This is a genomic window from Caballeronia sp. INML2 (assembly GCF_023631365.1).
GTDB lineage: Bacteria > Pseudomonadota > Gammaproteobacteria > Burkholderiales > Burkholderiaceae > Caballeronia > Caballeronia turbans.
The window spans coordinates 89583-105247 of sequence record NZ_JALQDH010000005.1; the positions used below are offsets into that span (position 1 = coordinate 89583).

16 protein-coding genes are annotated in these 15665 nt (G+C 61.9%); 7 read left to right on the plus strand and 9 right to left on the minus strand.

Features of this window, described 5'->3' with window-relative positions; all coding sequences use genetic code 11:
* Position 1: 1 nt before the first annotated feature.
* From NCT32_RS01800 to NCT32_RS01810, 3 genes are all read left to right on the plus strand, one after another.
* On the plus strand, positions 2-484 hold the full coding sequence (locus NCT32_RS01800; RefSeq protein WP_061117803.1) for an NUDIX hydrolase: 483 nt from the start codon (positions 2-4) through the stop codon (positions 482-484).
* A 7-nt stretch (positions 485-491) separates the two neighbouring features.
* Positions 492-1622 carry a tRNA 2-thiouridine(34) synthase MnmA gene (mnmA, locus tag NCT32_RS01805; protein ID WP_061117802.1) on the plus strand — a complete coding sequence of 377 codons (1131 nt, stop codon included), beginning with the start codon at positions 492-494 and terminating at the stop codon, positions 1620-1622.
* 149 nt (positions 1623-1771) lie between these two features.
* Complete coding sequence (locus tag NCT32_RS01810; RefSeq protein WP_061117801.1) at positions 1772-2329, plus strand: TetR/AcrR family transcriptional regulator; 558 nt, start codon at positions 1772-1774, stop codon at positions 2327-2329.
* Between the two features lie 396 nt (positions 2330-2725).
* Here the strand turns inward: NCT32_RS01810 and NCT32_RS01815 are convergent, their stop codons facing one another.
* The 5 genes from NCT32_RS01815 to NCT32_RS01835 form a co-directional block, all read right to left on the minus strand.
* Positions 2726-3337, minus strand: a complete 612-nt coding sequence (locus NCT32_RS01815; RefSeq protein WP_250476295.1) for a glutathione S-transferase N-terminal domain-containing protein — start codon at positions 3335-3337, stop codon at positions 2726-2728.
* 149 nt (positions 3338-3486) lie between these two features.
* Positions 3487-4188, minus strand: coding sequence for a membrane integrity-associated transporter subunit PqiC (locus tag NCT32_RS01820; RefSeq protein WP_061117800.1), 702 nt, complete (start codon positions 4186-4188; stop codon positions 3487-3489).
* Positions 4185-5858, minus strand: a complete 1674-nt coding sequence (locus tag NCT32_RS01825) for an intermembrane transport protein PqiB (RefSeq protein WP_061117799.1) — start codon at positions 5856-5858, stop codon at positions 4185-4187. The genes NCT32_RS01820 and NCT32_RS01825 overlap by 4 nt, the downstream gene beginning before the upstream one ends.
* On the minus strand, positions 5851-6540 hold the full coding sequence (locus NCT32_RS01830; protein WP_250476298.1) for a paraquat-inducible protein A: 690 nt from the start codon (positions 6538-6540) through the stop codon (positions 5851-5853). The genes NCT32_RS01825 and NCT32_RS01830 overlap by 8 nt, the downstream gene beginning before the upstream one ends.
* Positions 6537-7217, minus strand: a complete 681-nt coding sequence (locus NCT32_RS01835) for a paraquat-inducible protein A (protein WP_061117798.1) — start codon at positions 7215-7217, stop codon at positions 6537-6539. Before NCT32_RS01835 ends, NCT32_RS01830 begins: the two co-directional genes overlap by 4 nt.
* Before the next feature lie 460 nt (positions 7218-7677).
* Here NCT32_RS01835 and NCT32_RS01840 point away from each other — a divergent pair, with 460 nt between their 5' ends.
* The 4 genes from NCT32_RS01840 (at position 7678) to NCT32_RS01855 (ending at position 10677) form a co-directional block, all read left to right on the plus strand.
* Positions 7678-8247, plus strand: coding sequence for a cytochrome b (locus NCT32_RS01840; RefSeq protein WP_061117797.1), 570 nt, complete (start codon positions 7678-7680; stop codon positions 8245-8247).
* A gap of 116 nt (positions 8248-8363) precedes the next feature.
* Complete coding sequence (locus NCT32_RS01845) at positions 8364-8921, plus strand: YceI family protein (RefSeq protein WP_061117796.1); 558 nt, start codon at positions 8364-8366, stop codon at positions 8919-8921.
* A gap of 59 nt (positions 8922-8980) precedes the next feature.
* Positions 8981-9571, plus strand: coding sequence for a YceI family protein (locus tag NCT32_RS01850; protein ID WP_061117795.1), 591 nt, complete (start codon positions 8981-8983; stop codon positions 9569-9571).
* 239 nt (positions 9572-9810) lie between these two features.
* Complete coding sequence (locus NCT32_RS01855) at positions 9811-10677, plus strand: DUF5672 family protein (protein WP_061117794.1); 867 nt, start codon at positions 9811-9813, stop codon at positions 10675-10677.
* Between the two features lie 115 nt (positions 10678-10792).
* Here the strand turns inward: NCT32_RS01855 and secF are convergent, their stop codons facing one another.
* The 4 genes from secF to tgt form a co-directional block, all read right to left on the minus strand.
* Positions 10793-11743, minus strand: coding sequence for a protein translocase subunit SecF (gene secF / locus NCT32_RS01860; protein WP_061117793.1), 951 nt, complete (start codon positions 11741-11743; stop codon positions 10793-10795).
* Between the two features lie 26 nt (positions 11744-11769).
* Positions 11770-13836: a protein translocase subunit SecD gene (secD, locus tag NCT32_RS01865; RefSeq protein WP_061117792.1), complete on the minus strand. Its 2067-nt coding sequence runs from the start codon at positions 13834-13836 to the stop codon at positions 11770-11772.
* Between the two features lie 127 nt (positions 13837-13963).
* The gene (yajC, locus tag NCT32_RS01870) at positions 13964-14293 is read right to left on the minus strand and encodes a preprotein translocase subunit YajC (RefSeq protein ID WP_061117791.1); all 330 of its coding nucleotides are present in this window, start codon (positions 14291-14293) and stop codon (positions 13964-13966) included.
* A gap of 208 nt (positions 14294-14501) precedes the next feature.
* Positions 14502-15662 (minus strand): tRNA guanosine(34) transglycosylase Tgt, encoded by a 1161-nt coding sequence (gene tgt, locus NCT32_RS01875; protein ID WP_061117790.1) that lies wholly within the window; start codon positions 15660-15662, stop codon positions 14502-14504.
* Positions 15663-15665: the final 3 nt, after the last annotated feature.

Sequence of the window (15665 nt, forward strand, 5' to 3'; positions counted from 1 at the left end):
CATGAAATCAGATACTTGGGCCCCCCACGTTACGGTGGCGGCGATCGTCGAGCGAGACGGGCGCTTTCTCGTCATCGAAGAGCACACGTCCGCAGGTTTGCGGATCAACCAACCGGCCGGTCACCTCGAAGCGGGCGAAACGCTCGTCGAAGCGGTAATCCGCGAGACGCTCGAAGAAACGGCGCATCGATTCGAGCCCGAGGCGCTCGTCGGCGCCTATATGACGCACTTCGCGCGACCGGGGCGCGATGTCACGTATCTGCGTTTCACGTTCTGCGGCAAGTCGTTGGGTGAAGAGGCCGATCGTTCTCTCGATCAAGGCATCGTGCGCGCGATGTGGCTCACCGCCGACGAGCTGCGCGCGTCCGCCGACCGGCACCGGACGCCGCTCGTGATGAAGTGTGTCGACGACTATTTATCCGGGCGGCGCGTGCCGCTCGATTTCATTCATACGCATTCGGTCGCGCCGGTGGTGCGGGCGTGATATCCCTATGAGCAAGCGAAAGGTGGTAGTGGGCATGTCGGGCGGCGTGGATTCGTCCGTGACGGCATGGCTTCTGAAGGAACAAGGCTACGACGTCGTCGGCCTCTTCATGAAGAACTGGGAAGACGATGACGACGGCGAATATTGCTCGACCCGCCAGGACTGGATCGACGTGGTGTCGGTCGCGGATCTGATCGGCATCGATGTCGAGGCGGTCAACTTCGCCGCCGAGTACAAGGACCGTGTGTTCGCGGAGTTTCTGCGCGAATATTCGGCGGGCCGCACGCCGAACCCGGACGTGCTCTGCAATGCGGAAATCAAGTTCAAGGCGTTCCTCGATCACGCGATGTCGCTCGGCGCGCAGACCATCGCGACGGGCCATTACGCGCGAGTGCGCGAGCACAACGGCCTCTTCCAGTTGCTCAAGGCCACGGATTCGACCAAGGATCAGTCGTATTTCCTGCATCGGCTGAATCAGGCGCAACTGTCGAAGACGCTGTTCCCGCTCGGCGAAATCCCGAAGACGAAAGTGCGCGAGATCGCTGCGCAAATCGGCCTGCCGAACGCGAAGAAAAAGGATTCGACCGGCATCTGCTTCATCGGCGAACGGCCGTTCCGCGAATTCCTGAACCGCTACCTGCCGACGAAGCCCGGTCCGATGAAGACGGCCGACGGGAAGATCGTCGGCGAACATATCGGGCTCGCGTTCTATACGTTCGGGCAGCGCAAGGGCATCGGCATCGGCGGCGCGAAGGAGGGCAGCGGCGAGCCGTGGTTCGTCGCCGGCAAGGACATGGCGACGAACACGCTCTATGTGGTGCAGGGTCACGACCATCCGTGGCTTCTGTCGCCGACGCTCGTCGCGGGCAATACAAGCTGGGTCGCGGGTTTCGCGCCTGACGAGGGTGTGGCGTGCGGGGCGAAGACGCGCTATCGGCAGCAGGACGCGGCGTGCCGCTTTGCGAACGCAGACGACGGCCGCTTCGCGCTGCATTTCGACGACGCGCAATGGGCCGTCACGCCGGGGCAATCCGCCGTGCTCTATCAGGGCGACGTGTGTCTGGGCGGTGGCATCATCGAGCACGCGGCGGCGGGGCAAGGGGCGACGCAAACGGCGGTGCTTGCAGCCGCGCGTTAGCGTCGCCGGCAGCAACGAACGAAAGCCCTGGCTTCGGTCAGGGCTTTTTCTTGCCTATCGGTCCGATAAAACCTTTTTCGATACAAGCGCTTGACCGTCTATCTAGCGATAGATAAATTACGCACATCGAACGCAGGGGAATGCCGCAAATGGACAAGAACACGGTACGGGAAGCGCTGCTGGACCACGCTCAGACGTTGTTGATGACGCACGGCTACAACGGATTCAGCTACCGTGACTTGTCCGAACTGGTCGGCGTAAAGACCTCCAGCATCCACTACTACTTTCCAGCGAAGGAAGATCTCGCGCTCGAGGCGGTGAACGCATACAGCGCGGATCTGATGTCGTCGATCTACGCGATCGACAGTTCCGCCCCCGCCGACAAGAAACTCGACCGCTACACGAAGCTGTTCGGGCGAATCATCGGCGGTGGTAATCGGATTTGCCTGTGCGGCATGCTGGCGGCGGACATCGAATCGCTGCCGGAGAAGGTCCGTCACGCCGTGCAGTCATTCTATAAAGCGAACGAGAACTGGCTGGCGAAGGTGCTCGCCGAAGGCGAAGCGCAGGATACGCTCGACGCCGGTGGAAAACCCGAAGCCGCGGCGCGCACCTTGTATGCCGCATTTCAGGGCAGCCTGCTTGGGTGCCGTCTCTTTCAGACACGAGCGCGACTGGAAGAAGTCGCGGACGCATTTCGGCGGTAGACAAGGCTGTGGATAACCTTGTGAGAAACACCTGAATTAACGGGGGGCTTTCTACCGTTGAGTAGATAGATTTTGATTCGGGAAGGCTATTTCGTGGATGCCGCCGATTTTTAGTCTGTCGATATGGCGAAAGGTGGACTATCTCGAGTAGAAAGCGCCTGTGTCAACGTACATTCGGGCTTACTGCCATTCAAAATCTATCTAGCAGTAGATATGACGGCAGGTTTTGGCATCGCGTTTCGCTTCTCCCGCGACCGCGATGTGCTGAGCGACGGAGGGCCGACGCTCATGCGCATTACTGACGCGCACGCCGACCGCCCAGGCAAACACGATATCGAAGTGACGAACTAGAGCCGCGACGCTCCCGCCGCACGCAGAAGTGCTTCCGCGTCCGGATCAGACCGGCGCGGTATCCACAAATGACTGGCGCTGCGAGATTCGCGCGTAGTACTTGTCGAGATTGGGATGCGCGTCGCGCCAGTTCAGATCGGGCATACGGAAGTCGAGATAGCCGAGCGCACAGCCGCAGGCGATATCCGCAAGCGTGAAGCGGTTCGCCGAGCACCACTGCTTCGAGCCGATACCGCGCGCCATCGCGCTCAGGCCGTCCTCGATCTTGTGACGCTGGCGCGTCGTCCACTTTTCACTGCGATGCGCTTCTTCGCGCAAGACCCCTTCGAGACGGATCAGCACGGCGGCATCGAGCATGCCGTCAGCGAGCGCTTCCCAGCAACGCACTTCGGTGCGCTCGCGGCGCTCTTGCGGCAGCAGTTTGCCGACAGGCGTAAGCGTGTCCACGTACTCGCAGATGACGCGCGAATCGAACACCGCTTCGCCGTCGTCCAGGATGAGGCACGGCACCTTGCCGAGCGGGTTGTAGTCGTGGATTTTCGAATCGGATGCCCAGACGTCCTCGAGCACCAGTTCGCAATCGATCTTCTTCTCCGCCATGACGATCCGCACTTTGCGGACGAATGGGCTGGGATGCGAACCGATCAGTTTCATCATCTAGTTTTCACGGTTGATTCGAAATGCGGGCGACGACGATCTTAACCGGGCGCGCACGCACCATCGGATATTTAGAGATAGCTTCCAGCGTCGATGTCGTCTGCCGACAACATGAGCCGCGCCCGGCACGATGCCGGACGCGGCATGGATCATTGCGCGCTGGCCGTCGTCGCGGGGTTCGTGGACGGACACGGCAAAACCGCCGCGGACGCGGGCTTCACGTTCGCACCGCTCTTGCTCTTCGCGGACGCGGCAGGCGCGCTCGTCGCCGAGGGGAGCGAACTCAGGCTGCGCACGCCCGCGGAGATCGCGGAGGCCAGCGCATCGACCGCCTTGCGATGACCGTCGACGAGCGCGTCGTAGCCTGCGTCCACGCGTTCCTGCGCGACGGTCCGGCACGTCAGCACCGTATCCGATCCGGCGGCGCGCACGCTCCACACCGCGTCGATCACCGCCTGCGAGCCTGGCCACGACTCGAAGCGCCGCACGTTCACCTTCACGCGATACACCGGCACCGACTCCGGATGCGGCGTGCCGTACACGTCGATCGCGCCGAGCTGCTGCGTGAGATCGGCGGACAGCGCGCGCCGGACTTCGTCGCCGGGCAGCGACGCCCAGCGCTCTTCTTCGAGCACGCGCACCTGCGCGGGACTCGTCTGCACGACCAATTGATTCTTGGCGACCTGCTGCGGCACGTCGACGGGCGCGAGCTCGAAATAGAACGACGCCTGCGCGGTCGGCATTGGACGCGCGTCGCCGCCGCCGAGCGTATAGAAACGGCTCGTCGGCGAAGCGCAGGCGGCGAGCATCGCCGCCGCGCTCAAGGTCAATATCAACGAGCCGAACTTCATGGTTTGTCTCCCGATTTTCCGCGCACGAGCGATTCCGGATGGCGTTCAAGGTAATCCGCGAGCGAGTTGAGCGACTGCAGCGTGCGCGTGAGTTCCTGCAGCGCCTGATGGACGTCCGACTGAAGCGGCGAGTCCGATTGCAGCGTCGACTGCGCCTGGCCGAAGGTCTTCTTCGCCTGCGCGAGCGTGTCCTGCATTTCCGGCAGGACTTCCTTGCCGACCCGGTCGAAGAGCGCGTTCGCGTTCTTGAGCGAGCCATTCAGATTGGTGCCGATTTCGTCGAACGGAATCTTGTCGATCTTGCGCGCGATGTCCGCGATCTGCAGTTGCAGTTCGTCGAGCGTGTTCGGCACGGTCGGCAGTTCGAGCGGATCATTGTTGGCATTGACCTTCGCGGGCGCCGCCTTCGGGAAGAAGTCGAGCGCGACATACAACTGGCTCGTTAGCAGGTTGCCGGTGCGCAACTGTCCGCGCAGGCCGCGATTCACGAGCAGTTGCAGCATGTCCTGGCTCGCTGTCGAACCTTGCTCCGGCAGCGCCTGCTTCGCACGCCTGCCGAGACGATCGGGATAGAGATCGATCGTGACCGGCATCATGAAAGCATGCGACTTCGGATCGTATTGCACGCCGATGCCCGTGACCTGTCCGAGCACGATGCCGCGGAAATCGACCGGCGCGCCGACCGACAGCCCGCGCAGCGACTGATTGAAGTTCATCACGACATGAACGGCCTGGCCATCGGGGTCGCGCATCGCGTCGGCCTCATCGCCGGCGAGCCGGAAGGTCGCATTGGTTTGCGCCTGCGGCCCGGGCGGCTGGTTCGGCGGCGTCTGGAACGCAATGCCGCCCAGCACGACCGTCGCGAGCGATTGCGTGTTGAGCGTGAAGCCGCTCGAATCGAGCCGCAGATCGACGCCGCTCGCATGCCACCAGCGCGAATTGGTGCCGACATACTGATCGTAAGGCGCGGTGACGAACACCTGCAGCGTGACGCCGGTGCCGTCCTTGTCGAGCGAAAACGCCACGACCTGACCGACCTGCACGCGCCGGTAATAGACCGGCGAGCCGATGTCGAGGGAGCCGAGCGACTCGCCGTGCAGCGTGAAGGTGTGGCCCTTCTGGTCGCCCGTGACGGCGGGCGGCGTCTCCAGGCCGACGAAGTACGTCTGGTCTTCAGTCGACCTGCCCGCATCGACGCCGATATACGCGCCCGACAATAGCGTCGACAGACCGGTCACGCCGCTTGCCGCGACGCGCGGGCGCACGACCCAGAAGCGCGTGTCCTTCACGGCGAAATCGGTGGCTTCCTTGGTGAGCTGAACATCGACGAGCACGCGTGAATGATCTTTCGACAGCGTGATGGTCTTGACCGTGCCGATATCGACGTCCTTGAACTTCACCTTCGTCTTGCCCGGCTCGAGTCCTTCCGCGCTGACGAAGCTGATGGTCACGGTCGGCCCGCGGCTCGACACCGTCTTCACGACGAGAATCACGCCGATCAGCGCCGCAACGAGCGGAATGAGCCACACGAGCGAGGGTAGCCAGCGGCTGCGCGGCTCGATCACGGGCTCGGGCAGATTCGGCGGGAGGCCGCCGCCTTTGCCTGTGTCGCCATTGCCGGCGGGCGGCACCGGCTGCTTCGGGTCGTTCGGACCTTGGGCGCTAGTCATATTTCTTTCCTGACGGTTCGATGTTGTCCCACATGAGGCGAGGGTCGAATTGCATGGAAGCGATCATCGTCAGCACGACGACCGATGCGAACGCGAGCGCGCCCGGACCCGGCGTGATGACCGCGAGCGACTTGAAGCGCACGAGCGCGACGGTGAGCGTGATCACGAAGACATCGAGCATCGACCAGCGGCCGATACCTTCGACGATGCGAAAGAGCGTCGTGCGCTGACGCGGCCGCCAGGTCGAGCGCCGCTGCACGCTGATGGTGAGAAAGGCGAGCGTGAAGAGCTTGAGCATCGGCACGAGAATGCTGGCGACGAAAATCACCGCGGCGAGCGGATAGTCGCCGTCGTTCCAGAAGAGCGCGACGCCGCTCATGATGGTGTCGTCCTCGGAGCCGAGAATCGACGACGTGTGCATGATCGGAAAGAGATTCGCAGGGATATAGAGGATCGCCGCGCTGATGAGCAGCGCCCAGGTGCGCGCGATGCTGTCCGGGTGGCGCCGGTGCACGGCCGCGCCGCAGCGCGTGCAGCGTTGCTTCTCGACGGTGTACGCGAGCGGCTGCACGAGCCCGCAAGCGTGACACGCCACGACATTCGCGCGCGACGCCGTCGTGTAGTAAGGCTCGCTGGCTTCTCCGCCGGTTGCCGGATCGGCCGGATCGATCGGATCGTTCACGATTTCTGACTCGCTTCAGAGGGAATGTGCTTGCGGCCGTTGGCTGGGTGTGTACCCCCGCGCGGGCGGAGCGTGTTCGCGATGTCCCACAGCGCGCGCGGATCGAAGCTCACGACGACCGCGAACATGAGCGTCAGCGCGCCGAACGCGAAGAGCGCGGCTTCGGGAATCACGCGCGCGATGCTGACCATCTTCACGAGCGTGACGAGCACGCCGAGCATGAAGACTTCGATCATGCCCCACGGACGCACGAACTGGATGCCGCGCAGAAGCCCGTTGAAGCCCGGCGGGACGTAGCCCGAGCGCAGCGGAAGCAGCACGTAGAGCAGCGCGAGCAATTCGCACAACGGAAACAGGATGGTCGAACAGAAGACGAGAACCGCCATGATCTCCATCTGCTCGTTCCACAGCGCGACGATCGCGCCGATGAGCGTGGTCTGCGACGTGAGGCCATTCGCCTCCAGTTCGACGATGGGAAAGCCCTGCGCGATCAAGAACGTGACGAGCGCCGCGAGCGTCATCGCGCAGATTTTGTCGAGGTTCGACGAGATGCTGCGATAGAGCAGCGAGCCGCAACGCGGACATTTCGCCGAAGTGCGTTGAGGCAGCGCACGTTTATGGAAGAGCGCGTCGCATTCGTGACACGCGATCAGATCATCCGGTTCGTTCGCGTTCATGGTCGAGGCCCGAGACGGGTCGAGCGTGTTGGTCGGGCGCCGCGAGGACCGGCTCCGAGCGGACTTAGCAAGCAGCGGGCCAGCACAAAAAGTATCAGCATGGTATCAAATGGCGAGTCGTTATCTGATTGCGCAGAGTGCTTCGCGCCACACGGAATTAAATCGCTGGTCCGCTCGTTAATACTTTGATGCCGGAATCCGGCGCGGGTCGCGCCGCTTCGTCGTGCCTCCATCGACCGTTGCACGCGTGGAATAGTTCGTTGCACGCGCGGCACGCAAAGACCCGGAAACATTGTGCAAAGCCGCCAAACCCGCGCCGGGACTGGGTTTGCCGGCTCAGTGCGGGCCGTTTTGCGTGCGCTGGCAATTCGTTATCGTTGAGGTAGCATGGCGGCCTTGAATACTTGTCGTCAGCCGGCGACTGCGCCGGCCAACATCGAACACTTGAGGTGAAAGCAAAATGGAAAGCACCGCTCGCATCGCGGCGACGCCGCCGGCGCAACGCTACAGCGCCACGGCGATCGGCCTGCACTGGCTGATCGCGTTGTTGATCGTGTGCGGCTTCTGGCTCGGCTGGATCATGACCGACATTCCGGGCATCACGCCGACGAAGCTCAAGTACTTCTCATGGCACAAGTGGATCGGCGTGACGGTGTTCGCGCTCGCGCTGCTGCGCCTTATCTGGCGCGCGACGCACCAGGCGCCGTCGATGCCCGATGGCATGCCGCGCTGGCAGCAGGGCGCCGCGCATCTCACGCATTTTCTGCTCTATCTGCTGATGCTCGTCATTCCCGCGTCAGGTTATCTCTACAGCTCGGCGGCGGGCATTCAGGTCGTCTATCTCGGCGTGCTGCCGCTGCCGACGATCATCGGCCCGGACAAGGCGCTGAAGGCGACGCTGCGCATCGTCCATATCGCGCTGAACTACACGTTGCTGTTCTTCGTCGCGATGCACGTTCTCGCTGCGCTCAAGCATCATTTCGTCGATCGCGACGGCTTGCTCGGGCGCATGCTGCCGTTCCACAGATAAGCGCGCCGCATTGTTTCCTGGCCGTTGGCAGGGCGTTTCCCGGCGGCTGATTGTTATCGCGTTCTTATGATTTCCAATACCGGTCTGTTCGATCGAACCGTTTGAATAGGGCACACATGAAAGTGAAACTCAATCGTTGGATGATGGCTACGGCGGCTTCGCTTGCGCTGGTCGCGGGCGCGCAGGCGCAGGTGGACGTGAGCAAGAGCACGGTGATTGCCACCTCGAAGCAGATGAACGTCCCCACCGACGGCAAGTTCAACAAGTTCAGCGCGCAGATCGCCTTCGATCCGGCGAAGCCGACCGCGGGCACGGCGAACATCACGATCGACACGGGCAGCTACGACCTTGGCGACGACGACTACAACAAGCAGGTACGCGGCGCGGAATGGTTCGATGCCGCCAAGTATCCGACCGCGACTTTCGTCTCCAGCGCGATCGCGCCGGCCGGCGGCAACAAGTACAACGTGACCGGCAAGATCACGATCAAGGGCAAGTCGCAGACGGTCACGGTTCCTGTGACGGTCACGCAGCAGGGCGCGACGGAAACCTTCGACGGCGCGCTGCCGATCAAGCGCACCCAGTTCGATGTCGGGACGGGTGAATGGAAAGATACGTCGATCGTCGCGGACGACGTCGTCATCAAGTTTCACATCGTTGCCGCGAAGAAGTGAGCGGCGCTTTTGTTACACACGACGCATATTCAGCGTACTTAGTTAGTCAGGAGAAGAACTTGAAAAAGCTTTCGATCATCGCCGCGGGCGCGCTCGCACTGGGTCTGTCGTTCGGCGCCTCGGTGAGCGCACTCGCCGCCGACACGTACAAGCTCGACCCGAACCACACCTATCCGAGCTTCGAGGCCGATCACTTCGGTGGCGTGTCGACGTGGCGCGGCAAGTTCAACAAGAGCAGCGGTGAAGTCACGCTCGATCGCGCGGCGAAGACGGGCACGGTGAACGTGACCATCGACCTTTCTTCGGTCAACACGGGCAATGTGAAGCTGGACGAGCATCTGCAGAAGGCCGAATTCTTCGATGTCGCGAAGTATCCGACGGCCGAGTACAAGGGTACGTCGATCAAGTTCGACGGCGACAAGCCTTCGGAAGTTATCGGCACGCTCACGATGCACGGCGTGACGAAGCCGATCAACCTGAAGGTCGAGAGCTTCAAGTGCTTCGTGAACCCGATGATGAAGAAGGAAGTGTGCGGCGTGGAAGCGACGACGACCTTCGATCGCGGCGACTTCGGGATGGATTACGGCAAGGCGTATGGTTTCAGCCTGAAGACGGTGCTGCATATTCAGGCCGAAGGCGTGAAGCAGTAAGTGTCTTCGGTTTTACCGGCAAGCCGCTTCGCGCGCCGACGCGAAGCGGCGCCGCATGACGTCAGGCGCTCCGGCGCCTTGCCTGAAGTTCTTCCATTTTCCCCCGCGTCTTCTCCTTTCCAGACAAGCTACAGACTTTTGCTGATTCGGCAAGGCGGACTGCTATTCTGCGCACGTCAGCAGCGTGCATGGCTGCATGAAAGTAAGATAAACAACCATCTGAAAAGCAAGCTGGTGCAATGAATAGCGACTCCAGAACCGATCTGAGCAACGTGACGGTATGTGCCGTGGACTCGCTCAATCCCCGGCTGGCGTCGCGTGCGTTGGGGATTTCGAGCAGACATTGCAAGTTCGGCGATGTCGTGCTCTTCACGCACGAAGAAATCGATACCGAAGCGCGAATCGTCACTACGCCTCACATCGCGTCGCGCGAGCAATATAACGATTTCATCCTCAAGAACGTCATTCGCCATATCCACACGCCGTGGGTCTTGCTCATCCAATGGGACGGTTACGTTGTCGATCCGTCGGCGTGGAGCGCGGACTTTCTGGACTACGACTATATCGGCGCGCGCTGGCCGGCGCATAACGATGGCATGGCCGTCGGAAATGGCGGATTCTCGCTGCGCTCGGCGAAACTCATGCATCTGCTTGCGAGCGATGAATTTCCGCTGCGTGACGGAATCAACGAAGACGAGCTGATCGGCCGGATTTATCGACCGGTTCTGGAGGCGCAACATGGCATCAAGTTCTCGCCCAATGAAGTTGCGGACCGGTTCTCATATGAAAATGCCGAGCCAACAGCGCCGACGTTCGGATTTCACTCTCCGCATAACTTTTTCCAACACCTGACTGACCTGGAACTAAAGGAACTGGTCGATATGGCGCATCCGGGCACGGTCGCCACGGACAGCATGATCTGCCTGCTGGCAAACTACCTCGTTCGCAATCGGCTCGTTCCGCTCAGGATCTTGTACTCCGGCATGATGAAAACGGTCGACGCCGATCATGTGCGAAAGACGCTCCTCAAAGTAGGCGTGAGCGCAGATCTGGCCGCATATTGCGTGTCGCTTTGCGAAGCGCTGATCCGCGAGCCTGCGCCCTGAACGGTTCCGGGTTGAGCGAATTCTGTCGGGCTGAAGGCGGTAAGCCGGAAACAAAAAGGGCCGGTCTTTCACAGACCGGCCCTTTTGCTTTTCCAGGCAGACGCCAGGTTCACGCTCAAACCTGCGCGCCCGCGTTCGGATCGTTCGGATCGAACTTGTCCTTCTTGTCCTTCACGAGATCTTCGCGCTTCACGCCGAACCACATCGCGAGCGCCGCCGCGACGAACACCGACGAATAGATACCGAACAGAATACCTACGGTGAGCGCCAGCGCGAAATAATGCAACGTCGGGCCGCCGAAGAAGAACATCGACAGCACCATCATTTCCGTACAGCCGTGGGTGATGATGGTTCGCGACATCGTGCTCGTGATCGCGTGATCGATCACTTCCTTCACCGTCATCTTGCGCTGCTTGCGGAAGGTTTCGCGAATCCGGTCGAAGATAACGACCGACTCGTTCACCGAGTAGCCGAGCACCGCGAGAATCGCCGCCAGCACGGACAGCGAGAACTCCCACTGGAAGAACGCAAAGAAGCCGAGAATGATCACCACATCGTGCAGGTTCGCGATGATGCCCGCCACCGCGTACTTCCATTCGAAGCGGAACGACAGATAAATCACGATGCCGATGACCACGCACGCGAGCGCGAGCAGGCCGTTCGTCACCAGTTCCTTGCCGACCTGCGGACCGACGAACTCGACGCGTTGCAGCTTCACTTCGGCGTTGTCGGCCTTGAGCGCGGTCATCACCTGATCGCTCTGCTGCGCGGACGTGAGACCCTGCTTGAGCGGCAGACGAATCAGCACGTCCTGCGACGTACCGAAGTTCTGCACCTGCGCGTCGGGGTAGCCGAGCCTTGCCATCGAACCGCGCACCGGTTCGAGCTGCGCGGCTTGCGGATACTGCACCTCGACGACCGTGCCGCCGGTGAACTCCACCGACAGATGCAGGCCGCGATGCACGAGAAAAAATACGGCCACGAGAAACGTCACGAACGAAATCACGTTGAAGATCAACGCGCGTTCCATGAACGGCAAGTCGCGGCGGATGCGGAAGAATTCCATTGTCTATATCTCCGGACTCAGCGGAATCAGCGGGACTCGCCCGGTTTCTGTTGATCGATGCCGGGGCCCGAACGACGGCGCACCGTCGGCTTGCCCGTGCGCGCTTGCGCTTGAGCTGCCGGGCGCGGCGCAGCCGCCGCCGTCTTCGTCTTGCCCTTCGCGGTCTTCACGATTTCGTCGACAGGCGATTCGTCGCCGCGTTGCGCCGCGAGATACGCCGCCGCGGCCGCTTCGGCATTCGAGCCTTCCGGACGCCACACCTGACCGATTGCGAGCGACTTCAGCTTCTTCTTGCCGCCGTACCACAGGTTCACGAGCCCGCGCGAGAAGAACACCGCCGAGAACATCGACGTGAGAATGCCGATACAGTGCACGACCGCAAAGCCGCGCACCGGGCCCGAACCGAATGCGAGCAGCGCCAGACCGGCGATCAGCGTGGTCACGTTCGAGTCGAGAATCGTCGCCCAGGCGTGCTTGAAGCCTTCCTGGATCGCGGTCTGCGGCGGCGCGCCGTTACGCAGTTCCTCGCGGATACGTTCGTTGATCAGCACGTTCGCGTCGATCGCCATACCGAGCGCGAGCGCGATAGCCGCGATACCCGGCAAGGTCAGCGTCGCCTGCAGGAGCGAGAGCACCGCGACCAGCAACAGAAGGTTGACCGAGAGCGCCAGCATCGAGAACACGCCGAACAGCAGGTAGTACGCGACCATGAAGACGGCGATCGCGGCGAAACCGTAGGTCACCGAATCGAAGCCCTTCTTGATGTTGTCCGCGCCGAGGCTCGGGCCGACCGTGCGTTCCTCGATGATGTCCATCGGTGCCGCGAGCGAACCGGCGCGCAGGAGCAGCGCGAGGTCGGTGGCGGCCTGCGGGGTCGGCTGGCCGGTGATCGAGAAGCGGTCGCCGAGCTCGGACTGGATCGTCGCGACCGTCAGCACTTCGCCTTTGCCCTTTTCGAACAGGACCATGGCCATCGGCTTGCCGATGTTGTCGCGCGACACGGCCGACACCGCTCGGCCGCCGGCGGAGTCCAGCCGGATGTTGACGGACGGGCGCTGATGATCGTCGAAGCCCGCCGACGCATCGATGATGCGGTCGCCCGTGAAAATCACCTGCTTGCGCAAGAGCACCAGGCGATCGCCCTGCTTGAACGCTTCGTCGCCGGGCGGCACAGCGTCGTTCGGACCGATGTAGGTGTTGACCGGATCGGCGAGGCGCGCTTCGAGCGTCGCCGTGCGGCCGATGATGTCCTTCGCCTTCGCGGTGTCCTGCACGCCCGGCAGCTCGACCACGATGCGGTCCGAGCCCTGCTGCTGGATCACCGGCTCCGCGACGCCGAGTTCGTTCACGCGGTTATGCAGCGTCGTGATGTTCTGCTTGAGCGCGCTGTCCTCGACGGTCTTCTGCGCAGCCGCCGAGAACGTGCCGACCACCTGGAAGCCGTCGCCGCCCTGGCGCGTCACCCATTGCAGTTCCGACACGCCAGTCTGGAGCTGCGTGCGCGCGCTGTCGGCGCTGTCCTGATCCGAGAAGTTCACGACGACCGACTGCCCGATGCGGTTCACGCCGCCATCGCGGATATTGCGGTCGCGCAGATACGTGCGCGCGTCGGCGGCGTCGGAGTCGAGCTTCTTGTTGAGCGCGCCGGCCATGTCGACCTGCAGCAGGAAGTGCACACCGCCGCGCAAGTCGAGACCGAGGTACATCGGCAGTGCGTGCAGGGCCGTCAGCCAGCGCGGCGAAGCGCTCTGCAGGTTCAGCGCGACGATGTACTGCGGATCGGCCGGATCCGTGTTGAGCGTCTTCGAGAGAAGGTCCTTCACGTGCAACTGCGTGTCGGTGTCCTTCAGGCGCACGCGGATGTTCGCGTTCAGTTGCGAATTATCGAAGGTGACTTCGTCGGCCTTGATATTGTTCGCGGCGAGCGCTGCTTCGACGTTCGCAAGCGTCGAAGAATCGAGCTTGACCGTCGCCTTGCCGCTCGACACCTGAACTGCGGGCGCCTCGCCGAAGAAGTTGGGGAGCGTGTACACGAGGCCGATGACGAGCGCCACCAGCATCACGACATACTTCCAGAGGGGATAACGATTCATGGGAATGGCCGACCGGAAAGTTGGCTTCGGAGGAGAGGGCGTCCGGCGTTATGCGCGATGAGCCGGTGATGAAGGATCGGACGGCTCGGTGAGCGAGGCCGCGCCGGACGCGGTGGAACGAGTGGCCTTACAGCGACTTGATCGTGCCCTTCGGGAGAATGGTGGTCACAGCCGCTTTCTGGATCGTGATTTCCGTGCCTTCGGCGATTTCCACGCCCACGTAAGCATCCGTGACCTTCGTGATCTTGCCGACGATACCGCCGTTGGTCACCACTTCATCGCCCTTGGCCATGGCGGCGAGCATGTTGCGATGCTCCTTCTGACGCTTCATCTGCGGACGGATCATGATGAAGTACAGCACCGCGAACATCAGGATCAGCGGCAGGAAGCTCATCAGGCTCGATTCCGCGCCACCCGCGGTTACGCCTTGTGCAAAGGCATTGGAAATGAACGACACGTTGGTCTCTCCGTTAAAACGTCACAAATACGTTCGAAAAACTCGAATGGAAATTAGCCCGGTATTCTACCACTCGCCCATGACGCGACACTCCGGGAATGCGCTTTGTCATCAAGCCGTTACGACTCGCATTTCCGGACTTTCGCTGCATGCTCGGCAAACAGTAGAAAGGCAATTGTAATACTGCCGCGCCATTTCAAGACGCGGCTCAATCGACTCCGCGCGCACGATTTTCCGCGAACGTCTTGCGGAACGCTTCGAACGAGTGATTTTCGATCGATGCCCGCACTTCGCCGATCAATTGCAGGTAGTAGTGCAGGTTGTGAATCGTGTTCAGTTGCGCGCCGAGAATTTCACCGACGCGATGCAGATGGTGCAGATACCCGCGCGTGAAGTTCTGGCATGTGTAGCAGCCGCAGCTTTCGTCGAGCGGCTTCATCGAATTCTTGTGCGTCGCGTTCTTGATCTTGAGATCGCCGAAACGCGTGAAGAGCCAGCCGTTGCGTGCGTTGCGGGTAGGCATCACGCAGTCGAACATGTCGACGCCCGCCGCGACGCCCGCGACGAGATCCTCCGGCGTGCCGACGCCCATCAGGTAATGCGGCTTGTCGGCGGGCAGCTTCGGACCGATGTGGTTCAGCACGCGCATCATGTCTTCCTTCGGCTCGCCGACGGAAAGCCCGCCGATCGCGAGACCGTGAAAGCCGATCTCGGAAAGACCTGCGAGCGATTCGTCGCGCAAATCCTCGAACATTCCGCCCTGCACGATGCCAAAGAGCGCGTTCGGGTTGCCGAGCCGGTTGAATTCGTCGATGGACCGCTTCGCCCAGCGCATCGACATGCGCATGGAATCCGCAGCGTCCTTGTGCGAGGTCGGAATGCCGTTGGTCGAGTAGGGCGTGCATTCGTCGAACTGCATGACGATGTCGGAGTTCAGCACCTTCTGTATCTGCATCGACACTTCGGGCGAAAGGAAGAGCCGGTCACCGTTGATCGGCGACGCGAACGTTACGCCTTCTTCGGTGATCTTGCGCAGTTCGCCGAGCGAAAACACCTGAAAGCCGCCCGAATCGGTGAGGATCGGCCGGTTCCAGCCCATGAATTTGTGCAAGCCGCCGTGCGCGCCGATGACTTCCAGCCCCGGACGCAGCCACAGGTGGAACGTGTTGCCGAGGATGATCTGCGCGCGCAGCTCCTCGAGCTCGCGCGGCTGGATCGCCTTGACGGTGCCGTAGGTTCCGACCGGCATGAAGATCGGCGTTTCGACGACGCCGTGATTGAGCGTGAGGCGCCCGCGGCGCGCCTGGCCGTCGGTCGTCAGCAATTCGAACTTGAGCCCGTTCTCGGGCGGGGTGTGGTTGGCGGTCATCAG